Annotated in this window: 17 protein-coding genes and 1 tRNA gene; 8 read left to right on the top strand and 10 right to left on the bottom strand. The window is 63.8% G+C overall.

Annotated elements, in window-relative coordinates; all coding sequences use genetic code 11:
* Positions 1 to 42: 42 nt before the first annotated feature.
* The 3 genes from ACODSK_RS18400 to ACODSK_RS18410 all read right to left on the bottom strand — a co-directional run bounded on the left by ACODSK_RS18400 (position 43) and on the right by ACODSK_RS18410 (position 3,789).
* Positions 43 to 1,749: an amidase gene (locus ACODSK_RS18400; RefSeq protein WP_489018033.1), complete on the bottom strand. Its 1,707-nt coding sequence runs from the start codon at positions 1,747 to 1,749 to the stop codon at positions 43 to 45.
* 303 nt (positions 1,750 to 2,052) lie between these two features.
* Positions 2,053 to 2,127, bottom strand: a tRNA-Gln gene (locus tag ACODSK_RS18405).
* A 207-nt stretch (positions 2,128 to 2,334) separates the two neighbouring features.
* Complete coding sequence (locus ACODSK_RS18410; protein WP_489018034.1) at positions 2,335 to 3,789, bottom strand: WD40/YVTN/BNR-like repeat-containing protein; 1,455 nt, start codon at positions 3,787 to 3,789, stop codon at positions 2,335 to 2,337.
* A gap of 224 nt (positions 3,790 to 4,013) precedes the next feature.
* On the opposite strand from ACODSK_RS18410, the gene ACODSK_RS18415 reads away from it, so the two are divergent.
* Positions 4,014 to 4,883, top strand: coding sequence for a helix-turn-helix domain-containing protein (locus ACODSK_RS18415; protein ID WP_489018035.1), 870 nt, complete (start codon positions 4,014 to 4,016; stop codon positions 4,881 to 4,883).
* Positions 4,884 to 5,015: 132 nt separating this feature from the next.
* Here the strand turns inward: ACODSK_RS18415 and ACODSK_RS18420 are convergent, their stop codons facing one another.
* The 4 genes from ACODSK_RS18420 to ACODSK_RS18435 all read right to left on the bottom strand — a co-directional run bounded on the left by ACODSK_RS18420 (position 5,016) and on the right by ACODSK_RS18435 (position 10,775).
* Complete coding sequence (locus ACODSK_RS18420; RefSeq protein WP_489018036.1) at positions 5,016 to 6,311, bottom strand: NAD(P)/FAD-dependent oxidoreductase; 1,296 nt, start codon at positions 6,309 to 6,311, stop codon at positions 5,016 to 5,018.
* Between the two features lie 14 nt (positions 6,312 to 6,325).
* Positions 6,326 to 7,411: a polyamine ABC transporter substrate-binding protein gene (locus ACODSK_RS18425; protein ID WP_489018037.1), complete on the bottom strand. Its 1,086-nt coding sequence runs from the start codon at positions 7,409 to 7,411 to the stop codon at positions 6,326 to 6,328.
* A 48-nt stretch (positions 7,412 to 7,459) separates the two neighbouring features.
* The gene (locus ACODSK_RS18430) at positions 7,460 to 8,815 is read right to left on the bottom strand and encodes a glutamine synthetase family protein (RefSeq protein ID WP_489018039.1); all 1,356 of its coding nucleotides are present in this window, start codon (positions 8,813 to 8,815) and stop codon (positions 7,460 to 7,462) included.
* A gap of 139 nt (positions 8,816 to 8,954) precedes the next feature.
* Positions 8,955 to 10,775, bottom strand: coding sequence for an esterase/lipase family protein (locus ACODSK_RS18435; protein WP_489018041.1), 1,821 nt, complete (start codon positions 10,773 to 10,775; stop codon positions 8,955 to 8,957).
* A gap of 137 nt (positions 10,776 to 10,912) precedes the next feature.
* Between ACODSK_RS18435 and ACODSK_RS18440 the strand changes: the two genes are divergently transcribed.
* On the top strand, positions 10,913 to 11,218 hold the full coding sequence (locus tag ACODSK_RS18440) for an NIPSNAP family protein (protein ID WP_489018043.1): 306 nt from the start codon (positions 10,913 to 10,915) through the stop codon (positions 11,216 to 11,218).
* A gap of 321 nt (positions 11,219 to 11,539) precedes the next feature.
* On the opposite strand, the gene ACODSK_RS18445 is transcribed toward ACODSK_RS18440, so the two are convergent.
* Together ACODSK_RS18445 and ACODSK_RS18450 are read right to left on the bottom strand one after the other, a co-directional pair.
* Positions 11,540 to 13,732 (bottom strand): OsmC domain/YcaO domain-containing protein, encoded by a 2,193-nt coding sequence (locus ACODSK_RS18445; protein WP_489018045.1) that lies wholly within the window; start codon positions 13,730 to 13,732, stop codon positions 11,540 to 11,542.
* Positions 13,733 to 13,832: 100 nt separating this feature from the next.
* Positions 13,833 to 14,141: a hypothetical protein gene (locus ACODSK_RS18450; RefSeq protein ID WP_489018047.1), complete on the bottom strand. Its 309-nt coding sequence runs from the start codon at positions 14,139 to 14,141 to the stop codon at positions 13,833 to 13,835.
* Positions 14,142 to 14,296: 155 nt separating this feature from the next.
* On the opposite strand from ACODSK_RS18450, the gene ACODSK_RS18455 reads away from it, so the two are divergent.
* The 6 genes from ACODSK_RS18455 (at position 14,297) to ACODSK_RS18480 (ending at position 20,319) form a co-directional block, all read left to right on the top strand.
* Positions 14,297 to 15,151, top strand: a complete 855-nt coding sequence (locus tag ACODSK_RS18455; RefSeq protein ID WP_489018049.1) for an AraC family ligand binding domain-containing protein — start codon at positions 14,297 to 14,299, stop codon at positions 15,149 to 15,151.
* Positions 15,152 to 15,203: 52 nt separating this feature from the next.
* Positions 15,204 to 15,611 (top strand): DUF2000 family protein, encoded by a 408-nt coding sequence (locus tag ACODSK_RS18460; protein WP_489018051.1) that lies wholly within the window; start codon positions 15,204 to 15,206, stop codon positions 15,609 to 15,611.
* The gene (locus ACODSK_RS18465; RefSeq protein ID WP_489018053.1) at positions 15,604 to 16,242 is read left to right on the top strand and encodes a LysE family translocator; all 639 of its coding nucleotides are present in this window, start codon (positions 15,604 to 15,606) and stop codon (positions 16,240 to 16,242) included. Before ACODSK_RS18460 ends, ACODSK_RS18465 begins: the two co-directional genes overlap by 8 nt.
* A gap of 201 nt (positions 16,243 to 16,443) precedes the next feature.
* The gene (locus tag ACODSK_RS18470) at positions 16,444 to 16,977 is read left to right on the top strand and encodes an RNA polymerase sigma factor (RefSeq protein ID WP_489018055.1); all 534 of its coding nucleotides are present in this window, start codon (positions 16,444 to 16,446) and stop codon (positions 16,975 to 16,977) included.
* On the top strand, positions 16,974 to 17,801 hold the full coding sequence (locus tag ACODSK_RS18475; protein ID WP_489018057.1) for a FecR family protein: 828 nt from the start codon (positions 16,974 to 16,976) through the stop codon (positions 17,799 to 17,801). The genes ACODSK_RS18470 and ACODSK_RS18475 overlap by 4 nt, the downstream gene beginning before the upstream one ends.
* Positions 17,802 to 17,901: 100 nt before the next feature.
* Positions 17,902 to 20,319, top strand: coding sequence for a TonB-dependent siderophore receptor (locus tag ACODSK_RS18480; RefSeq protein ID WP_489018059.1), 2,418 nt, complete (start codon positions 17,902 to 17,904; stop codon positions 20,317 to 20,319).
* Positions 20,320 to 20,349: 30 nt separating this feature from the next.
* On the opposite strand, the gene ACODSK_RS18485 is transcribed toward ACODSK_RS18480, so the two are convergent.
* The gene (locus ACODSK_RS18485; protein ID WP_489018061.1) at positions 20,350 to 21,723 is read right to left on the bottom strand and encodes a hypothetical protein; all 1,374 of its coding nucleotides are present in this window, start codon (positions 21,721 to 21,723) and stop codon (positions 20,350 to 20,352) included.
* Positions 21,724 to 21,878 lie beyond the last annotated feature (155 nt).

Below are 21,878 nucleotides of genomic sequence, written 5' to 3' on the forward strand. Positions count from 1 at the left end.
GCTTGCCGGCGATGAGGCCATCAGCCTCACCGCCGGAAGGCGTTACTCGCCCAACACCGGCGTCCGCGGCGGAATCATCCGGCGGTTGCCGGTGGCCTCGAACGCCGCCCCCAGCTTCAGCAAATTGGAGTCGTCATAGGCCTTGCCGGCGAAGGTCAGGCCTACCGGCATGCCGATATCGGCCATCACGCCCATCGGCACGGTGACGGTCGGCACGCCAAGGTGACGGATCGCCAGGTTGCCGTTGGCCACCCAGATACCGTTGCTCCAGGCGATATCCGCCGACTGCGGGTTGACATCGGCGTCCGCCGGGCCGACATCGGCGACGGTGGGGAACAGCACGGCGTCCAGGCCCTGGGCGTCCATCCAGTCTTCCAGGTCGAGCTTGCGGGTCTGCTCCAGGCCACGCAGGCCGTCCGGTACGGTGCTGATCTCGTTCCACGGGGTGATGCCGCGCTCGGCCATCTTCACGTATTCGTCCATGCCCGCCGCGAGGTCGCCCTCGCGGTTGGGCAGGGTGCCCGGGTCGTGGGGGAAGATCTTCGGTCCGTCGACGTCCACCAGGCGGTTCAGCTTGGGGTCGCCGTTGGCGCGCAGGAAGTCGTCGAAGGCCCAGGCGGTCAGGTCCCAGAGTTCATGGTGGAGGAACTCCTTGGAGACGATGCCGCGGTTGAACACGGTCGGCGCACCCGGACGATCACCCTCGCAGTTGGATACCAGCGGGAAGTCCACTTCGATGACTTCGGCACCGGCCGCTTCCAGGGCCTGGCGCGCCTGTTTCCACAGTTCGATGACCGATGCGCGGGTGTTGATGCGCTGGCCGGTCGGGCCACCAATACCTGGCTCCGCCGAGGTGCCGGCCAGTTCATCGGCATTGATGTACATGCGCGGTACGCCCAGGCGCTTGCCAGCCAGGGCGCTGGCGTCCACCGCCAGTTCGGCGTAGGAGGCCGGACGCACGGAAGCCACGCTCGGGATCGGCACCCAGGGCTGCAGGCGCCACAGGTCGCCGCGGGTATCGGTGTCTTCGGCAACCACCACGTCCAGGACTTCCAGCAGGTCGGCCATGGTCCGTGCATAAGGCACCACCACGTCCATGGTCGGAGTCAGCGGCCAGTTGCCGCGTACCGAGATCACCCCACGGGACGGGGTATAGGCGCACAGGCCGTTGTTCGACGCCGGGCCGCGTCCGCTCGACCAGGTTTCTTCGGCCAGGCCGAAGGCAGAGAAGCTGGCGGCGGTAGCGGTACCGGCACCGTTGGACGAGCCCGAGGCGAAGGGGGCGGTCAGGTAGGCGGCGTTATACGGGCTTTCCGCACGGCCGTAGACGCCACGCTGCATCCCGCCGTTGGCCATCGGCGGCATGTTGGTCTTGCCCAGGCAGATCGCCCCGGCGGCGCGCAGACGCTCGATGGTGAAGGCGTCGCGGTAGGCCACCAGGTCGGCGAAGGCCGGGCTGCCGGAGGCGGCGGTCAGGCCCTTGACCAGGTAGCTGTCCTTGGCGGTGTAGGGAATGCCGTCCAGCGGGCCGAGGGTTTCACCGCGGGCGCGACGGGCATCGGAAGCTTCGGCTTCGTTCAAGGCCTCGGGGTTGCGCACCACCACCGCATTCAGTGCGGTCGGCGTGTCGGCGCCGTCGTAGGCATCGATCCGGGCAAGATAGGCCTTGACCAGCTCGACCGCCGTGGTCTGGCCGGACTCGAGCGCGGCACGCAGTTGGGCAATGGAAACTTCGGTGACCTCGATCATGCAGCTTGCTCCGGTGGCTGACAGGTAACAGGGAAGAGAATTCCCTCACGCAGGGACATCACGCTTTTCAAATTGTTTTCTCGTTGGATACCCCGTTGTGTGGTTTTACACAACGGCTAGGCCTAAATCGGGCGATATTTTTAACACTTGGCGATCAACAAGGGAATGGGGTGTGACGCAAACCCAATGATTTAGCCGATAACCAGCACTTTAGCCGGAGAGTGTGTAGAAAAAGATGAACAGCCGATCACCCCGTGCCAAGGCATGGAGTCAAACGAGAAGGGAAGAGTAGAAGAGAGAAAATGGCAGGGGCGGCTGGATTCGAACCAACGCATGGCAGGATCAAAACCTGCTGCCTTACCGCTTGGCGACGCCCCTGTTGCGACGGATAAATGCTTACCCGGATGCAGAATCCCGCTGCTGGCGAAAGCGATTTCGCAGTGGACGCTGTGGTCCGTCGCGGGATGGGCGGCAATTTAACAACTTTTGTTACGCCTGCAAAGCTTTTTTTCAAAGAAAAGCTTTTTTAAACAGCGACTTAGTCCCTGAGGAGGAGAAAGAGTCCTCCTCAGGGGCTGTTTCCGTTCAGTACAGGCCCTTGCTCAGTTGCTTCCAGTGACGGCCGTCATCGACGGACTCCCAGAATTCTCCGGTCTGCGAAGCGGCATAGACCCGATTGCCCTGGCGGTTATAGAACAGCTGATTGACATGGGGGTTGATCGGCATTGCGTTGATCCAGGTCGCTCCGCCGTCGTTGGTGTAGGCGATGAACGTCTCGGCGAACAGCTCTCCATTGATCGCCACGCCGTGGTTTGCATCACGAAATGCCGGGGCCGGGAACAAGGGCGACGGCTTGGCCGACTGCCAGGTCTTGCCCAGGTCACGGCTTTCACAAACGCCTTTGTCGCATTTGGAGCGCAGCACGCCATCTGCGACGACCGAGAAAGTCCCTGCGTGATGGGGCAGGTCGCGGATTTCGGATTTCCCGTTGCGCAGATCCAGGGTCGCGAGCTTGTGACCCGGAACCGTGGTAACCAACTGATCGCCGATCACCGTCGACTTCGCCGGCATCAGCATCGGGTCCCAGATGCTCACATCCTGTGCATGACGAGCGAGCAGGGTCCATTTGCTGTCTCCTTCGCTGGCGCTGTAAAGGCTGACAAACCGGTCCTCCGTGAGCGTCGCGATGACCTTGCCCTGCCATGAGCCAAGGCTGGTGATTACGCCAAAGGGCAGGTTGCCGCTAACGCTGTGCCAAGTGGCGCCCTGGTCAGCGGATTCGCGCAGCACGCCCAGTTCACCACCGGCGAGCCAGCGCCCGGAAGGGGTTGCCAATACGGACTCGACCGATACCCGGCGTCCGATGTCGTGACCCACAGGTGCCTGTCCCGGTGTCCAGCGGTACACCACTCCGTTGATGCTGCCGTAGAGGAAGGCACCTTGATCGAGCGCTTGCATGGAGTAGACGCCGACGCTTTCGCGCTTTGCCCGCTCGAACCGTTGGCTTTCGGTGTCGCTTGACGCCTGGTTCCAGGTCAGGATGGGCGTCTGCAATAGTGGTTTCAGGGCGGGTGCCAACTTCTGGACGACCGCGCTGGTGACTTCCGGCTCGACGGGTGAGCCGTAGCTATCGCCGTTGGTGCGGCTAGATACCACGACGCCGAGGTCGGTGAGCTGGCCCGGCCTGATGGTGAAAGTCATGTTGAATTTATATCTATCGGCGCAGAGCAGGTTTTCCGTGCAGGCACCGACCAGACGATAGGTGCCGGCGGGCAGGGTAGCGAGAACAAGTGTTGAAAGGGTCGTGGCCTCACGGGTGTCGGTCAGACGGTACTGAGTGGGAATACTGCGATTTTGCTGGCCGACGGCCTCGACCAGCATTTCTCCTTGCTGGCGGATCGCATTGGGGTAGGCATTCAGCAGATAGCGCATGACCAGTGCACCATCTTCGGGGCTCTCCAGATCCCGGCTGCGTGTTTCCGTGTGAACACAGCCCGATAAAACCAACAGCGAAGACAACAGCAGCAGTACAGCTCGCATAAGCATCCATTCCGGCGCCGAGAAAATGGTCCGCAGCATAGATATTGAAATGCCACTATCGCAAGCGCCACGTTCGTTGGCTGCGCAATCTGGCTTTAGGCTGAAGTTCCCCCGGTTCGAAGAACGCCGGCGCGCGCGCCGGTCTTTACGGGGCGGGCCGCTGTTTATTATTCTTGACGCCGTTTGCCACGGTAATCATTCCAAATAGACAGCCAGGTGCATGCATGACGATCAAGGTACTGGAAGCCCACGAGGTGAACGAACACCGCGTGGCCCTGCCGGGTTGGCAGGAGCAGTACACGCAGATGTCCGCCGGGCGCTTTCATGGGCGCCTGGTGCATGCCGAAACCGATGCGGTCGAGTTGTATGAAGAGAGCATGAACCTGCGGGTCGAGCAGGAGTTCCATGCCCCGGCCGACGCCCTGGTGTTCAGCTTCGACATGAGCGACAACGCCCTCTATCTCCTTGATGGCCAGACCCGCAACGGCTGGGTGACTCCCGAGAACTACCGCGAAGTGGCCGTGGTGCTGAAGCAGCCGGCGACCTGGCAGCGCTCGGCGGCGGAGTTTCGCCGGCTGATCCTGCAACCGCTGCGCTCCAGCGGCTGCAATGCCTTCGCCAGCTCGCTCAGCGGCGTACTGGCCGAGGCCGTGCGCGGGCAGGTGGATGTGCAGGCGCCCGGGTTTGCCCAGCAGATTGCCGATGGCTGTTTCCAGTTGCTTGACCAGGCCATGGACACTGACGCCCGCGGTCGCGCCGAATGCCATATGCGCCGGGTGGTGGAGCGGGTCAAGGAAGTGGTCAACGACTGCCCGCAGGACAGTTTCGGCGTGCAGGACCTGGCGGATGCGGCGGGGGTATCGGTACGCCACCTGCAGCAATCGTTCCTGCGCTACGCCGACATGCCGCCGACGGTGTGGCTGCGCAATCGCCGGCTCAATGCGGTGCGCCGCGACCTGCTGGCGGCGGACCCGGGCCAGGTCACCGTGGCCGAGGTGGCGATGCGCTGGTCGTTCTGGCATCTGGGGCGGTTTTCCCAGGCCTACCATGGGTTGTTCGGGGAGTATCCGAAGGTGACCTTGAAGCGGGGGTGAGGGCTCGGGGCCTTGTGGTGGTTTTCAGGGCCCCATCGCTGGCAAAGCCAGCTCCCACATGTTCGTCGGCGCACACAGAACCTGTGGGAGCCGGCGTTGCCGGCGATGAGGCCCTCAACTACACCACAGCAATCAGCCAATCACTTCTTTCATCCGGTACCACAACATCCCCAGCGCCAGCAGCGGCGAGCGCAACAGCCTGCCGCCGGGGAAGGTCAGGTGCGGCACCGCGCCGAACACATCCAGCCCCTTGCTCTGCCCGACGGATATAGCCTCCGCCAGCAGTTTCGCGCTCCAGTGGGTGACGTTCAGCCCGTGCCCCGAATAGCCCTGGGCGAAGAACACGTTGGGATGCTGCGCCAGCCGCCCGACCTGTGGGAAGCGATTGGCGGTGATGCCGATCATTCCACCCCATTGGTAGTCGATCCGCACATCTGCCAGTTGCGGTAAGACCTTGAGCATCTTTGGCCGCATGTAGGCGCCGATATCCCTGGGGTCGCTTCCCGAGTAGTGACAGGCGCCGCCGAACAGCAGGCGACGGTCCGCCGTGAGCCGGTAGTAGTCCAGCCCGACCTTCTGGTCACACAGCGCCAGGTTCAGCGGGATCAGGCTGGAGGCGACGGTCTCGGACAGGGGCTCGGTGACGATCACATAGCTGCCCGCCGGCAGCACCTTGCCACTCAGCTTCGGCTCCAGTTCATCGAGGTGGGCATTGCAGCCCAGCACCAGGCTGTCCGCTCGTACCCGACCCTGGGCACAGTGCACCACGACCTGGCTGCCATGTTCGATGCGCAGCACCGGGCTCTGCTCGAAGATCCGTACCCCCAGCCGGCTGGCCGCGCGGGCTTCGCCGGTGACCAGATCGAGCGGATGCAGATGCCCCGAGCCCATGTCGATCAGGCCACCGGCATAGCAGTCACTGGCGACCACCTGGTGCATGCGCTGCGGTTCCACCAGCTCGATCGGATGGGCGTAGCCGGACGCCACCAGGTCGGCATGTTCTTCGCGCATCGCGGCGAACTGCGCCGGGGTGTTGGCCAGCTCGCAGAAGCCCCAGCGCAGGTCGCAGTCGATGGCGAATTCCGCGATGCGCTCGGCCACCAGGGTCACCGAATCCACCCCGGCCCGCTCCAGGTAGCGCACGCCTTCTTCGCCGACGTATTTGCCGAAGCCGCTGACATCGTGGCCGATACCGCGGATCAGTTGCCCGCCATTGCGCCCGCTGGCGCCCCAGCCGATGCGCCGGGCCTCCAGCAGCACCACCGAGTGCCCGCGCAAGGCCAGTTCCAGGGCGGTATTGACCCCGGTCAGGCCGCCGCCGACCACGCACACATCGGCGCGGATTTCGCCGTCGAGCGAAGGGTAGGGCTGGCTGTCGCGGGCAGTGGCGGCGTAGTACGACGCCGCGTGCTCAGCGCTTGGATTCATGGAAGATTCTCGACTCATTGGTTGAACTTGACCTTGCTCCAGCTACGGGTCATCAGGCGCATGATCTTCGGCGACGGCGCCTTGGAGATGTACAGCTTGTCGAGCACCGCCTGGGGCGGATAGACCTCGGGATTGTTCAGCGTCTCGGGGTCGATGAACGGCTTGGAGTCGGCGTTGGCGTTAGGGTAGCCGACATAGTCGCTGATCCCGGCAATCACCTTCGGATCGAGCACATAGTTGATGAAGGCCAGGGCCTGATCGGGGTTTTTCGCATCGGCGGGAATGGCGATCAGGTCGAACCACAGGTTGCTGCCTTCCTTGGGAATGCTGTAGGCGATCTTGACCCCGTTGTTGGCCTCCTTGGCCCGGTTGGCTGCCTGCAGCACATCGCCGGAGAAACCGAAGGCCACGCAGATATCGCCGTTGGCCAGGTCGGAGATGTACTTCGAGGAGTGGAAGTAGGTCACGTAGGGGCGCAGTTCCAGCAGGCGCTTCTCGGCCTTGGCGTAGTCGGCGGCGTTGCTGCTGTTGGGGTCCAGGCCCAGGTAGTTGAGGATCGACGGGATCAGCTCGTCGGCGGAGTCCATGAAGGCGACCCCGCATTTTTGCAGCTTCTTCAGGTTTTCCGGTTCGTAGAGCACGGACCAGGAGTCGATATGGTCGACGCCGAGCACTTCCTTGACCTTGTCGACGTTGTAGCCGATGCCGTTGGTGCCCCACAGGTAGGGCACCGAGTGGCGGTTGCCGGGGTCGTTCTGTTCGAGCAGCTTGAGCAGTGCCGGATCCATGTGTTTCCAGTTCGGCAGCTTGCTGCGGTCCAGTTCGAGGAATACCCCGGCGTCCACCTGGCGGGTCAGGAAGTGGTTGGACGGCACGACGATGTCATAGCCGGTCTTGCCCGCCAGCAGCTTGCCTTCCAGGGTTTCGTTGGAATCGAAGACGTCGTACACCGGCTTGATCCCGGTAGCGCTCTGGAACCCGGCGAGGGTGTCCGGGGCGATGTAGTCGGTCCAGTTGTAGATACTGACGCTGGGCTGCGCGGCGGCCACCAGGGGCGCCGCCAGCAGGGCAAGCGGTGCAAGACGTTTCAAGGCTTTCATGTTCGGCTCCTGTCCATCCGTTCTTATTGGGTGCGGCGGGGTGTGGCGTCAGACGCTGAGCAGCAGGAACTCCCGCTCCCAGGAACTGATCACGCGCTTGAAGTTCTCGTGCTCGGTGCGTTTCACCGCCACATAGCCCTGGACGAACTTGCGGCCCAGGTACTGTTCCAGCACCTCGCAGTTCTCCATGGCGGCGAGGGCGTCCTCGATGGTGATCGGCAGGCGCAGGTTGCGTCGCTCGTAGGCACGGCCCTGGACCGGTGCGCTCGGCTCGATCTTCTCGATCATGCCCAGGTAGCCGCACAGCAGGCTGGCGGCGATGGCCAGGTAGGGGTTGGCGTCGGCGCCCGGCAGACGGTTTTCCACGCGCATGGCTTGCGGCTCGGACGGTGGTACGCGCAGGCCGGCGGTGCGGTTTTCCTCGCCCCACTCGACGTTGACCGGTGCCGAGGTGTCCGGCAGGAAGCGGCGGAACGAGTTGACGTTCGGCGCGAACATCGGCAGTACCTTGGGAATGTACTTCTGCAGGCCGCCGATGTAGTTGAGGAACAGCTCGCTCATGCCGCCGTCTTCGTTGACGAAGATATTGCGGCCTTCGGCATCGACCACGCTCTGGTGGATGTGCATGGCGCTGCCGGGTTCGTCGGTGATCGGCTTGGCCATGAAGGTCGCCGCCACGTCGTGCTTGAGCGCGGCTTCGCGCATGGTGCGCTTGAACACGGTGATCTGGTCGGCCAGGGACAGGGCGTCGCCGTGGCGGAAGTTGATCTCCATCTGTGCCGGGCCGTCTTCGTGGATCAGCGTATCGAGGTCCAGGCCCTGGGCTTCGCACCAGTCGTAGACGTCCTCGAACAGCGGGTCGAATTCGTTGGCAGCGTCGATGGAGAAGCTCTGCCGGCCGCTTTCCGGGCGGCCGGAGCGACCGATCGGTGCTTCCAGCGGGAAGTCCGGGTCGCTGCTGCGCTTGGTCAGGTAGAACTCCATTTCCGGTGCGACGATCGGGTTCCAGCCCTTTTGCGCGTACAGGCGCAGCACGCGCTTGAGCACGTTGCGCGGCGACAGCTCGACCGGATTGCCGCGCTTGTCGTAGGTGTCGTGAATCACCATCGCGGTGGGCTCGATGGCCCAGGGCACCAGAAAGATCGCCTCCGGGTCGGGGCGGCAGAACATGTCGATGTCCGCCTCGTCGAGCAGGTCGTAATAGATGTCGTCCTCGACGAAATCGCCGGTGACGGTCTGCAGCAGGACGCTCTCCGGCAGGCGCATGCCGCCTTCGCCGAGAAACTTGTTGGTGGGGGAAATCTTGCCGCGGGCGATGCCGGTGAGGTCACTGACAATGCATTCGACTTCGGTGATCTGGTGTTGCTTCAGCCAGGTGCTCAGCTGATGCGCGGGGGTGTTCATGCAAACCTCTAGCGGGTTAGTTGGAAGGCACGCGACCGGCGTGTGCCGGTGGGCGCGGACCTAGTCTTGGCTAGAGGCGGGGGGCGGTTCTATCCGTTTTCCGCAGGAATGGCCGTTGTCCGGGATGAAAACCGTAGGTTCAGAAGGAATTGAGCAATGCGAGTAGCAGGAGCAAATATCCCCAGCCGAGCCAACGTCGTACCGAGAAGGCAAGGTAGCCAACGCTAGCGAGCAGCACCGCTGCCATGAGCCACGCCCCCCAGGTAAGGTTGGAAGGTATCGACAGCCACCATGGGATGCGTGCCTGGTTATGGAACAACTGCCGCAGGCTCCGCTGATCGCCGGACAGGATGAAGTCGGTAATCGCGTTCATTTTGCATGGGTCGCTGGCATCCACTCCGATGCCATGACCACCGTCGGCGAACTGGATATTAGTGATTTTCCAGTCCGCCGCCGAGGCCGCCTGGAACCCGCGAAACCCGGCAGAGCCGATATCCAGCAAGCCATCGCCTGGCTGCACATCGAGCCAATCGGCGATCTGCTCGAAAAAACGCGGCAGCAAGGCCACTACCCAGTCGCCGGCGGCCACCACGTTCACCACCTGGGCGACCCGATCCTCTTCGAGCAGCGGTTTCCAGTTGTAGTGTTTCGGCATCACGCTCCCGGCAAAGTAGACCCGTCCGACCGTGAGCGTTTTGTAGTGGTGCAAGGCACTGGCAAGGATATAGGTGCCGTTGGAGTGACCAACGTAATCGGGGTAGGCCGCATTCGGATAGCGGGCGAGGTTTTCGGTGTATTCGTCCATGAAACGGCGCACGTTCTTCTGCCGGTCGGAATACAGCACGAACGGCAGCATGGGGAAGTAGCCGTACTTCTGGTTGATCACCATCAGTGTCGGTTCTTGCCCCACCTGCTTTTTCAGCGCCTGGATCTCGATGGTGTCACGCAGCACATCGGTCCACTCGCCGAAGTCGCGGATGCCGTGCATCAGGTAGACGACGTGCTTGATCTCGTCGTTTCCGCGGAAGGGGGGTAGCTTGTCCACTTCCAGTTTTTCCATCTCGCCGCGCAAAGCGTTGCTGACCACTTCATTGCGTTCTCGGTCCTGTGGCGAGTCCTCTTTGCCAAGAGCGCTGGCGATATCAGCGTGGCCAGTGTTTTCCAGGGTGACGAACGTCGTCTTTCCGGCGGCGCGCAGGTCCATGCTGTCGGCGCGGCTGACGATATCGTCACGATCCCCCAGCAGATGGATGACTTGCGGAAAGAGCTTCCGGCCTCCTTCCCGGGACATCTTGATCCATTGCACCCGTGAGTCAGCGATGAAGGGCGCCCCGCGCTGCAAGCCCAGCAGCAACCCGCCACTATGGCTGAGCCGTGCCAGGCGCTCGCCGACCCAATACATCAGGTAGGTGCCGGTGCTCATGTTCCTGGGGGCCGGGTCGATCGACCAGCCGCGGTTGATGCTCGCCAGCGAAACGAAGCGGGAAACCTTTTTGACCCATTGCCGTTCACCGCGCTTGCCGTAGTCGGCACGGTCCTGTTCCTGGCCGAGGCCCCACAGAAAACTCTTGCGCAGCAGCATGCCGCCCATGCTGTGTCCTACCAGCACGATTTCATCGTACTGGTACTTCTTCTGGAACTTGTGGATGCGGCGCTCGATGCTGTTGGCGATGGCATAAGGGCTGGCATTGGAGAAGGGCCTGCTGTCGAACTCGACCTGCAATTGGTCGTAATCGGGCAATGCCTCCCGGGTGAGCTCGATGATCGGCGCCAGCGAGTTCTTGCCGTTCAGTCCATGGACCAGCACCACCAGCTTCCTCGCGCCGTCCTTGTGTTTGAGAGTGATCCGGGTGTCGTCGGGGGCTGCCGACCAATGCAGGACGAGCAGGGAGAGTGCGGACAGTCCCAAAAGAATCGATGCAATCCTGACCCAGCCGGGAAGGAGCTTTAGGACATCCATGTCGGGAAGCTCGCTGATGGCAATATGCCCATCAGCATGGTCGAGGTCGTTGGCTTGTCAAATAGGCTGTTTCATTCAAGGACCGATGTGGGCGTCCGGATACACTGCATAGCTCATGCATCGCCAGGAACGGCCCAATGATCACCTGTCACGTCCGCTACATCATCGACCCCTACCAGCTCCCGGCCTTCGAGGACTATGGCCGCCAGTGGATCCGCCTGGTCCGGCGCCTGGGCGGGCAGCACCACGGGTACTTCCTGCCCGCCGAAGGCGCCAACAACATCGCCTATTGCCTGTTCAGCTTTCCCGGCCTGGCCGAGTACGAGCAGTACCGCAAGCAGGCCGAGACCGACCCGGAGTGCATGGCGGCGGTGGCCAAGGCTGTGCAGTTGAAGTTCATCCTCAGCTATGAACGGAGTTTCCTGCGGCCCGTGCTGGGGTGAAGCACTGCGCCTGGGGAGCGAGAGCGGGCGCATCGCTGCGTGGGTATCTACACATTTTCCGGTTTTACCCAGACTACCCATGCGGCGCGGTCTAGGTAGGAGCTGCTTTAGCTGCGATGGACCGCGTTAGCGGTCCCAAAACCTGTCAGATCGGTGAGCCTGGAGAAACGCGCCAGATCAGGCACTGTGAATCGGCAACCGGGGAGGCCAGGGGCTCGTGCGGGATGGTTTCGGGACCACTAGCGCGGTCCTTCGCAGCTGAAGCAGCTCCTACCTTGACCGCGCCAGCCTCTGTTCCAGATGTGTGCTGCGGTTTGGCGGTCAGGCTTTGGTTGCCCGCGCCGCATGCAGCTTCTTGTAGCTTTCGATCAGGCGCAGGTGGCGGTCGAGGCCTTCCAGCTTCATGCTGGTCGGGGTCAGGCCGTGGAAGCGCAGGCTGCCTTCCACCGAGGCCAGCACCGCGTCCATTCGCGGGTTGCCGAACATGCGGCGGAAGTTGACCTCGTAGTCGGCCAGCTCCAGGTCGCTGTCCAGTTCCACTTCCAGCACCACGTTCAGCGCCTGGTAGAACAGCCCGCGTTCGACGGTGTTGTCGTTGTACTGGAGGAACATCTCCACCAGTTCCTTGGCATCGTCGAATTTCTTCAGGGCCACCTGGATCAGGATCTTCAGCTCCAGCACGGTGAGCTGGCCCCAGACCGTGTTGTCGTCGAACTCGACGCCGATCAGCGTCTTGATCTCGGTGTATTCATCCAGCTCCGACTCCAGCAGGCGCTCCAGCAGGCTTTCCAGCTCGTCATCGTCGAGACGGTGCAGGTTGAGGATGTCCTCGCGGAAGAACAGCGCCTTGTTGGTGTTGTCCCAGATCAGGTCGTCCACCGAGTAGATTTCCGAGTAGCCCGGCACCAGGATGCGGCAGGCCGGTGCGCCGAGGTGGTCGTAGGTGGCCATGTAGGCCTCCTTGCCCAGGCCTTCGAGGATGCCGAACAGGGTCGCGGCTTCCTCGGCGTTGGAATCTTCGCCCTGGCCGGAGAAGTCCCATTCGACGAACTCGAAATCGGATTTGGCACTGAAGAAGCGCCACGACACCACGCCGCTGGAGTCGATGAAGTGCTCGACGAAGTTGTTCGGCTCCATCAGCGCGTGGCTCTCGAAGGTCGGCTGCGGCAGGTCGTTGAGACCCTCGAAGCTGCGGCCCTGGAGCAGTTCGGTCAGGCTGCGCTCCAGCGCCACCTCGAAGCTCGGGTGGGCGCCGAAGGAGGCGAACACGCCACCGGTGCGCGGGTTCATCAGGGTCACGCACATCACCGGGAATTCACCGCCCAGCGAGGCGTCCTTGACCAGCACCGGGAAGCCTTGTTCTTCCAGGCCCTGGATCCCGGCGACGATGCCCGGGTACTTGGCCAGCACTTCCTGCGGCACATCCGGCAGGGCCAGTTCGCCTTCGAGGATTTCCCGTTTCACCGCCCGCTCGAAGATCTCCGACAGGCACTGCACCTGGGCTTCGACCAGGGTGTTGCCGGCGCTCATGCCGTTGCTCAGGTAGAGGTTCTCGATCAGGTTGGACGGGAAGTACACCGTCTCGCCGTCGGACTGGCGCACATAGGGCAGGGCGCAGATGCCGCGCTCGATATTGCCCGAGTTGGTGTCGTACAGGTGCGAGCCGAGCAGCTCGCCGTCGGGGTTGTAGATCGCCAGGCAGTATTCGTCGAGCAGCTCCTTCGGCAGGGCGTCCTTGCGCCCCGGCTTGAACCAGCGCTCGTTGGGGTAGTGGACGAACTCGGCGTTGGCGATTTCCTCGCCCCAGAACTGATCGTTGTAGAAGAAGTTGCAGTTGAGCCGCTCGATGAATTCGCCGAGGGCCGAAGCCAGGGCGCTTTCCTTGCTCGAACCCTTGCCGTTGGTGAAGCACATCGGCGACTGCGCATCACGGATATGCAGGGACCAGACGTTGGGCACGATATTGCGCCAGGAGGCGATCTCGATCTTCATGCCCAGGCCGGCGAGGATCTCCGACATGTTGGCGATGGTTTCTTCCAGCGGCAGGTCCTTGCCCGGAATGACCGTGCGGGCACCTTCGGCAATGCTCGGCATCAGCAGGGCCTGGGCATCGGCGTCGAGGTTGTCGACTTCCTCGATGATGAACTCGGGGCCGGTCTGCACCACCTTCTTCACGGTGCAGCGGTCGATGGAGCGGAGGATGCCCAGGCGGTCCTTCTCGGAAATGTCCGCCGGCAGCTCGACCTGGATCTTGAAGATCTGCTTGTAGCGGTTCTCCGGGTCGACGATGTTGTTCTGCGACAGGCGGATATTGTCGGTGGGGATATCGCGGGTCTGGCAGTACAGCTTGACGAAATAGGCCGCGCACAACGCCGAGGACGCCAGGAAGTAGTCGAACGGCCCCGGTGCCGAGCCGTCGCCCTTGTAGCGGATGGGCTGATCGGCGATCACCGTGAAGTCGTCGAACTTGGCTTCGAGTCGGAGGTTGTCGAGAAAATTGACCTTGATTTCCATGCGGGTACCGTAAGCGGGCGAATCGATTTGGCGGCCATTATCCGGTTTTTCTCCCGGAAGTCTTGTCCTTTCGCCCGGTGCCGGGGTCCGTCCGACCGCGTCAGAAATAACGCCGCTGGATCTGTGCCGGGGTCATCGGCGGCAACTGGCGCAAGCGTTTGGCGATCAGCGGGGCGCCTGGCAGGTACGAGGTGGAATACTCGAACAACCCTTCGCAGGACTCGACCAGCCAGGTTGCCCCACGTCGGCCGTTGTTGCCGTTGCTGTACAGGAACGGGTGCAGCCGGGAGATGCAGCCGTCGTTGAAGTCCTTGCCGATCAGCGCACGCCATTGGGTCTCGACGGGGTCGGCGGCGGCATCCCGGGCAAACGCCAGCAGTGTGATGACGAGGAGGGCGGGGTATTTCATCGGGAGCGTCCATGCAAACGAAGTCCGGACTATAAGTGAAAACGCTCCCACAAGCTCTCATGCGTCGATATGGACAAGTTGTGGATTCTTGAACTGTTCCGTGCAGGGGTTCATCCTCTGACTCCGCAGCCAGCCAATCAACCCCGACGGCCCTTATGAGCGTTGATTCACACGACACCCGCGACAACGACTGGATCCATATGCGTCGTGACGCGGAAACCGGCATCGAAAGCGTCCACGCGCATTTCGAGGGCCACGCCTACGATCCCCATGACCACGACGAGATGCTGGTGGGCGTAACCCAGCAGGGCGTGCAGCAGTTCAGTTGCCACCGTGCGTTGCACGTGAGCACGCCGGGGCGGGCGATCCTCATCGAGCCGGGGGCGGTGCACGACGGCCATGCCCCCGAGGCGGAGGGCTTCACCTACGCCATGCTCTATCTGCCGCAGTCCTATGTCAGCGGCATGACCCAGCGCCTGGGCATGGGCGATGCGTCGAGCCTGCAGGCGGCCTTCCACAGTACCCTTGCCGACGACCGGCAACTGACCGGGGCGATCCAGCAGGCCTTTGTTGCCCTGCACAACAACGAGGGCCGGCTGGCGCGGGACCAGGGCATGGACCAGTTGCTCGGCGTGCTGTCGCGCCACCTCTACCTCAAGCCGGCCTCGCTGCGCCGCGACTCGCCGCTGGAGTTGCAGCGGGCGCGGGACTTCCTGCATGCGCAGATGGCCTATGACGTCAGCCTGGAAGAGCTGGCGACCTATTCGGGAGTCGATCGTTTTCGCCTGACCCGGCAATTCAAGAAGGCCTTCGGCCAGTCGCCCCATGCCTATCTTGTGCGCCTGCGTCTGCGTGCGGCGCGGGCCTTGCTGGCGCAGGGGATGAAACCCGCCGAGGTCGCGGTGGAGACCGGCTTTTCCGACCAGAGTCATCTCGGCGTGTGGTTTCGCCGGGCCTTCCGCATGACCCCTGCGGCGTATCGCCGACAGTGCACAAACCTTACAGACTGACCCGCCTGCCAACTCCGATCATGGCGCCTCGGCTTTGATTTGGAGTTTCCCGATGTTCGACAGCAAAGTAGTCCTGATCGTGCGCGACGACCTCGCCACCTGGCAGCGTCTCAACGTGGTCGCGTTTCTTTCCACCGGCATCGCCGCGGCGGCCCCCGAGGTCATGGGCGAGCCCTATATGGATGCGGCCGGCAACACCTACGGCAGGTTGTTCGGCCAGCCGATGATGGTTTTCGAAGGCGATCTGGCGGGTTTGCAGAAGGCCCACCGGGTTGGCCTGGAGCGAGGGCTGACCCTGGCGCCCTATGTCCAGGCGATGTTCGCCACGGGACATGATGCAGCCAACCGCGAGGTGTTCCTGGCCGAGGATCCGGCCAACCTGAACCTGGTCGGCCTGGCCCTGCGCGGGCCGAAAAAGGCCGTGGACAAGGCAGTGAAGGGGCTCGCATTGCATGGCTGACTTCACAGGCATGAGCCAGGCGACCTTGTGGGGCTTCTGGGCCTTCGCCATGGTCTTCGTCGTGATTCCGGGGCCGGACTGGGCCTACGCCATCGCCGAGGGTTTGCGTGGCAAGGGGGTGATGGCGGCGGTGGCCGGGTTGCTCACCGGTTATATCGCCCTGACCCTGGTGGTGGCGGGAGGCTTCGAGGTGCTGGTGGCGGGCAATAGCGTGTTGCTGACCGGGCTGACCCTGGTCGGTGCGGCCTACCTGGCCTGGCTCGGCGTCGGCCTGTTGCGCAATCCGCCGGTGGCCGAGGCGGGCGCCAGCCGGGGAGGGGTGAGCCGGTTCGGGCAGTTTGTCCGCGGTGCCCTGGTCAGCGGGCTGAATCCCAAGGGCTTGCTGTTCTTCGTCGCCTTCGTGCCGCCCTGGACCAACCCCCAGGCCGAGGTGAGCATCGCCTTGCAGATCGTTGTACTGGGGCTGATCTACACCGCCAGTTGCGCGGTGGTGTACTCGATGGTCGGCCTCGGCGCCGGAGTGGCATTGCGCTCGCGACCGGCGGCGACAAGGCTGGTCGGGCGCCTGTCGGGCGGGGCGATGCTGGTGCTGGCGGTGATGCTGGTGTGTTCGGAGAGCGGGTTGGTCTGAGGTCGATGCTGGCGGCTGCATCGCCGGCAAGCCAGCTCCCACAGTGACCGCGTCGATCACAAATACTGTGAATGGCCCAGGACCCTGTGGGAGTCGGCTTGCCGACGATGAGGCCCTCATGGTCAACCGGTCACACCCCTTGGCAATACTTCCTTGATGCATATAATGCGAACCACTCCCATTCGCATACCCTGTACCCCCATGCCCGAGTCCACCTCCAACCCCGAGCTGATCGGCGCCCTGGCGCTGCATTACGACGATCTGGTCGCCTATATCCGCCGGCGGTTCCAGGGCAGCCAGTTCGCCCGCGAGGTGGTGCATGACGTCTGCGTGCAGTTGCTGGAAAAACCGCCACAGCAGCCGGTGAAGCTGCCGTTCGCGTTTCTGCGCAAGGTGTCCTTCAACAAGGCCATCGACCGGCGCCGCGCCGACAACAGCCATTCGGCATTGATCGATTACACCCCCGAGGTTCCCGACTGGCACGTCCACGACCTCGACGGCGCCGCCAGCCTGGACTTCGAGCAGCAGCTGCATGCGCTGCTGGCGATCATCGACGCCTTGCCGGCGCGGGCGCGCCAGGTGTTCCTGCTGCACCGCATCCATGGCATGGCGCAGAAGGACATCGCCGCCGAACTGGGTATTTCCCTGAACATGGTCACCCAGCATTTCGGCCGTGCCATGCAGGCCATCGTCCGTCACTGGGAACCGGCGCGCCGGGTCTTGGCCAGCGCATGAAAGAGCACGACAAGCCGGCCGATGCCCTGACCCCGTTCGAACAGGCCTTGCGCGAGCGGGTGCCGTCCCGCGAGGCGTTGCTGGCCGAGGCCAAGGCGCAGAGCGCCCGGCAACGCCAGCGCAAGCGCGCCCTCGGCGGCGGTCTGTCGCTGCTGGTACTGGCCGCTGCGGCCTGGGTGCTGGATCCGTCCTGGTACAGCGACGACCTGCGGGTCGCCATCGGCCAGCGCGAACGCCTGACCCTGGCTGATGGCAGCCAGCTGGTGCTCGACAGCAACAGCCACCTGCGCATCGAACATCGCCTGCGCAGCCGCCAGTTCGAACTTGTGCAAGGCGAGGCGACCTTTACCGTGTCCCACGGACCGCAGCCGTTCATCGTGCGCAGCCAGGGCGTCGCGGTGCGGGATATCGGCACCGTGTTCAATGTGCGCAGCGACAGTCGCGGCGTCGCCGTGGCGGTGGTGGACGGAGAGGTGGAAGTCTCCAGCACCGCCTTCGCCGCGCGGCGCTTGAACGGCGGCCAGCAGATGCTGGCGAAGGCGTCTGCTGTCGGCCCGGTGACCCCGGTGGATCCGGCGCGGATCATCGCCTGGCAACAGGGCAAGCTGCGCTTCGACGGGACGCCGCTGCGCGAGGTGATCGTCGATCTGCAGCGCTATCGCCAGGCGCCCATCCACCTGCTCGACAGCCGCGTCGGCAACCTGCGCCTGTCCGGCGAATTCGACAGCGACGCGGTGGAGCCGCTGCTCGACCTGTTGCCGTCGATCCTGCCGATCACCTTGACCCGCGCGACGGATGGCAGTGCGTCGATTCGCGCCCGCTGACGGAAAAGAGAATATTTTTCATTCCTGACCTCAACATTTCACCGGGCAATTTCGCCACTCCCCATGAGCGTCAATTTCGAACGCACCATCGGGGAGTGAAATGAGCACCAACATCACCTTGCACCGCGCCCGCCTGGGCCGTCTGTCACTGCTGGCCGCCGGCATCACCCTGGCCTCGGTCCTGCACGCCGAGGAAGCCCGGCATGCTGTCAGCCTGCCAGCGCAGCCGCTGGACCAGGCGCTGAACGCTCTGGCCGGGCAGACCGGTGCGCGCATCCTGTTCGCCACCGACAGCGCCGAGGGCCTGCAAGCGCCGGCCTTGAGCGGCGAGGTCACGGTGCAGCAGGCCCTGCAGCGCCTGCTGCGCGGCAGCAAGCTGACGCTGCGCAAGACCGGCGACGGCAGCTACCTGGTTTCCAGCCCGGCCTCCGCCGACAGCGGCGTGCTGGAATTGGACGCCACCAGCATCAATGCCAGCGGTCTCGGCGCCACCAGCGAGAACACCGGTTCCTACACCACCGGGACCATGAGCAGCGGCACCAAGCTGGCCCTGACCCCGCGGGAAACCCCGCAATCGGTCAGCGTGGTGACTCGCCAGCGCATCGACGACCAGGCCATGGCCACCCTCGGCGATGCGGTGAAGTACACCACCGGCCTGACCCTGACCAAATGGGGCGGCGAACGCGAGCGCTTCAACTCCCGTGGCTTCCAGCTGAGCAACCTGATGGTCGACGGCATCCCGGTGCAATACGACGAAGCCAGCCTGTCCACCGGCCTGCTGTCGATGTACGACCGGGTCGAAGTGGTGCGCGGCGCCGCCGGCCTGATGGAAGGCGCCGGCTCGCCGGGCGGCTCGATCAACCTGGTGCGCAAGCGGCCGACCGAGACTTTCCAGGGCAGCATCACCGCGGGTGCCGGCAGTTGGGACAACTACCGCGGCGAACTGGACCTCAGCGGTCCGTTGAATGCCACGGGCAGCCTGCGTGGGCGTACCGTGCTGTCGCTGCAGGACAGGAATTCCTTCACCGACGACTACCAGAACCGCCGCAGCCTGTTCTACGGGGTGCTCGAAGCCGACCTGGACGAAGACACCACCCTCGCCGTGGGCTACAGCTGGAGCCAGGACAACAACCCCGGTGTCGACTGGAACGGCCGCGGCACCAACGCCGACGGCAGCTTCCTCGATATCCCGCGTTCGGCGCGGATGAGCCCGAGCTGGTCCTACTGGGACAAGGAAAGCAGCACGGTCTTCGCCGATATCACTCACCGTTTCGCCAACGGCTGGAGCGCCAAGCTGGCCGCCACCGCGCTGAAAAGCGAGATGGACATGTTCGGCTCCTACCTCTATCGCCCGGATGAAAGCGCTCGCGACCTGGGCTTCGGCTTCGGCAAGTACCACTACGAGAACACCCAGACCAGTATCGACGGCTACGCCAGCGGTCCCTTCGAACTGTTCGGCCGCAGCCACGAACTGGTGGTCGGCGGCAGCTATCGCAAGCAGGACATCGACGACGGTCCCGGCGGCTGGCCGCTGGGCGCGGTCTACGAGTTCGACCCGTTGAATTTCGACGGCAAGTCGGTGCCCAAGCCGGCGATCAACTACGCCTGGTCGCGGGAAGGCCAGGTGGACCAGTCCAGCGTCTACCTCACGGCGCGTTTCAGCCTCACGGACGCCTTGAAGATGGCCGTGGGCGGGCGCCTGGACTGGTATGAGTATGAGCTGACCACCCACGCGGGCACCTGGGTCGGCGACGACGCCTACAAGGCGACCCGGGAATTCACCCCATACCTGGGCTTCACCTACGACCTCGACGACACCTACACCGCCTACGCCAGCTGGACGCGGATCTTCAGTCCGCAGAACTACAGCATGGCCGGCGGCGGGCTGCTTGAGCCGCAGGAAGGCAGCAACTACGAGATCGGCCTCAAGGGCGAGTACTTCGACGGCCGCCTCAACGCCAGCGTCGCGCTGTTCCAGATCGACCTGGAGAACCTGCCGGTGCAACTGGACGCCATCACCTGTGGCGCAATGCCGGATTGCTACGCGGCTTCGGGGGAGGTGCGCAGCCGTGGCATCGAGTTCGAGATCAGCGGCGAAGTGCTGCCGGACTGGCAACTGTCGGCGGGCTACACCTACAACTATGCCAAGCACCTCAAGGCCAGTGATTACGCGCCGATCGGCACCCAGTCCAGCGGCGAGCGCTACGGCACCAACCTGCCGCTTAACCTGTTCAAGCTGACCACCAGCTACCGCCTGCCGGGCGAGCTGAATCGCTGGAGGGTCGGCGGCGGCCTGCATGTGCAGAGCGACATCTACACCAGCGCCGGCATCGAGCAGGGTGGCTATGCGGTAACCGATCTGTTCGCCAGCTACGACGTCGACCGCCACCTGACCCTGAGCCTGAACGCCAACAACATCTTCGACCGCGACTACTACTCCAGCATCATGACCACCGTCGGCGGCAACTTCGTCGGCGATCCGCGCAACTACATGGTTACCGCCAAGTACCGTTTCTGATCGCCACGCCCGCGGCGCAACCGCCGCGGGTTACCTGACCTGTTCATCCAGCGACAGGCTCAGGCGTGCGCCAACGTTGCCCTTGAACACCCGCCCGTCCTTCAGATAGACCATCACCGGCCCGGCGATCAGGCCCTGTTCGATGCTGCCCACCGCCCGCCCTTCGGCGAAACTCCATTCGGCGCTGCCCGGAATCGGCTGCCATTGCTCCCTGTCGATCCGGCGCTGGCGGTATTTCAGCGAAGAACCGTTGGAGAAGGCTACGTCATAGTTCATGCGTTCGTCGGCCGAGAGGTTGATAAAGCTGCTGTAGCCGTCGTCGGTGAAGGCGAAGGCCGCGACCGCCTGGTCCTCGCCGGGACTGAAGGGCAGGAAATTGCGGTTGGTGAACAGGGTGCAACTGCCCTTGAGGCAGCCGAATGAGTAGGAGCGCGCGTTGCCCTGGCGCAGGGTCACGGAAAAGGCGCCGGCGACGGCAGCGATGGAGCGGTCGATGTTCCAGTGGAAGGCCAGCAGCGTTTCGAAGGTCTGGCGTGGGTCCAGGCGGGTGAAGTCGACGCCGGTGCGCTCGCCGATCGCGGCGTTGAGATAACGCGCCAGTTCGCGTTCGGCCAGGGGCGAAAAGTTGAAGGTCGGTCGCGGATAGGGAAAGTTGCCCGACAGGTATTGGCCGAGGACCAGGGCCTGGCTGGCGAGAATCAGGCGATTGAGCGACCAGGACGGCTCTCGCGGAACGATGCGCTGCAGGGCCGCGCCGTTCTTGCCGCAGTAGAGCCACTGGCCCTGGGTCGCCGCTGCTGCCGCGACCGCGCGAAAGGTGGTTGCCGAGCTGGCGCCGGGGGCGGGCAGGTCCTCGCGCAGCATGCTCAGCACGTAGCCCTGCACCAGTGTCGCGGAGTCGCCGCTGGTCGGCGCTGGTCCGGGTGGCGCCTTGAGCAGGGCGCAGACATTGTCTTCATGGGCGACGAGGCTGCTGCTGAAGCGGGCGAAGCCGAACTGCACGAAGTCGTCCAGCGAGGGCGTGGCGCGGTAGGCGATATCGTCGGTGGAGCGGTCGATGGCCGGGTGGGTATGGACCAGGCCGATCATGCCCTGCTGACCGCAGGTTTCGGCTTGCTTGCTGAGGTCGATGGTATAGCGCTCGCCGCGAAACACCTGGCTCATGCGGATCCCGCCGGGCTCGCTGAACAGGCACAGGCCGCGCTCGTGGCTGTCCTGGCGGGTCTGCCCGGTCATCTCGTCGATCTGTCGGGTGAGGTTGTCGGGCAGCAGGATGGCCGCTGGAGGCGGGGTGTGCCCGGCATCGGACCACTCGCGCAAGGGCAAGGGCGGCTCATCGGCCCATACCGTCGCGCTGAAGCCGCCTGCCATAAGCGTCGCGACGAGTATGAAGCTTCGGAGCATGCAGGGATCCCGTCAGAGCACAATGTGCGAATCAGACGACTATAGCGGAGCCTTTCGGGCTTGCCAGTGATCTCGACCGGCCTGACAACCTCGCTGCTCCTGCCGGCCTCATCGCTGGCAATGCCAGCTCCCACAGGTTCCTGTGTCGGGCCTGG

The organism is Pseudomonas sp. FG98, assembly GCF_057808595.1.

What these genes read in the sequence shown, in the direction of transcription:
- ACODSK_RS18400 (WP_489018033.1), bottom strand. Translation starts at nt 1,749, where the DNA reads ATGATCGAGGTCACCGAAGTTTCCATTGCCCAACTGCGTGCCGCGCTC.
- ACODSK_RS18410 (WP_489018034.1), bottom strand. Translation starts at nt 3,789, where the DNA reads ATGCGAGCTGTACTGCTGCTGTTGTCTTCGCTGTTGGTTTTATCGGGC.
- ACODSK_RS18415 (WP_489018035.1), top strand. Translation starts at nt 4,014, where the DNA reads ATGACGATCAAGGTACTGGAAGCCCACGAGGTGAACGAACACCGCGTG.
- ACODSK_RS18420 (WP_489018036.1), bottom strand. Translation starts at nt 6,311, where the DNA reads ATGAATCCAAGCGCTGAGCACGCGGCGTCGTACTACGCCGCCACTGCC.
- ACODSK_RS18425 (WP_489018037.1), bottom strand. Translation starts at nt 7,411, where the DNA reads ATGAAAGCCTTGAAACGTCTTGCACCGCTTGCCCTGCTGGCGGCGCCC.
- ACODSK_RS18430 (WP_489018039.1), bottom strand. Translation starts at nt 8,815, where the DNA reads ATGAACACCCCCGCGCATCAGCTGAGCACCTGGCTGAAGCAACACCAG.
- ACODSK_RS18435 (WP_489018041.1), bottom strand. Translation starts at nt 10,775, where the DNA reads ATGGATGTCCTAAAGCTCCTTCCCGGCTGGGTCAGGATTGCATCGATT.
- ACODSK_RS18440 (WP_489018043.1), top strand. Translation starts at nt 10,913, where the DNA reads ATGATCACCTGTCACGTCCGCTACATCATCGACCCCTACCAGCTCCCG.
- ACODSK_RS18445 (WP_489018045.1), bottom strand. Translation starts at nt 13,732, where the DNA reads ATGGAAATCAAGGTCAATTTTCTCGACAACCTCCGACTCGAAGCCAAG.
- ACODSK_RS18450 (WP_489018047.1), bottom strand. Translation starts at nt 14,141, where the DNA reads ATGAAATACCCCGCCCTCCTCGTCATCACACTGCTGGCGTTTGCCCGG.
- ACODSK_RS18455 (WP_489018049.1), top strand. Translation starts at nt 14,297, where the DNA reads ATGAGCGTTGATTCACACGACACCCGCGACAACGACTGGATCCATATG.
- ACODSK_RS18460 (WP_489018051.1), top strand. Translation starts at nt 15,204, where the DNA reads ATGTTCGACAGCAAAGTAGTCCTGATCGTGCGCGACGACCTCGCCACC.
- ACODSK_RS18465 (WP_489018053.1), top strand. Translation starts at nt 15,604, where the DNA reads ATGGCTGACTTCACAGGCATGAGCCAGGCGACCTTGTGGGGCTTCTGG.
- ACODSK_RS18470 (WP_489018055.1), top strand. Translation starts at nt 16,444, where the DNA reads ATGCCCGAGTCCACCTCCAACCCCGAGCTGATCGGCGCCCTGGCGCTG.
- ACODSK_RS18475 (WP_489018057.1), top strand. Translation starts at nt 16,974, where the DNA reads ATGAAAGAGCACGACAAGCCGGCCGATGCCCTGACCCCGTTCGAACAG.
- ACODSK_RS18480 (WP_489018059.1), top strand. Translation starts at nt 17,902, where the DNA reads ATGAGCACCAACATCACCTTGCACCGCGCCCGCCTGGGCCGTCTGTCA.
- ACODSK_RS18485 (WP_489018061.1), bottom strand. Translation starts at nt 21,723, where the DNA reads ATGCTCCGAAGCTTCATACTCGTCGCGACGCTTATGGCAGGCGGCTTC.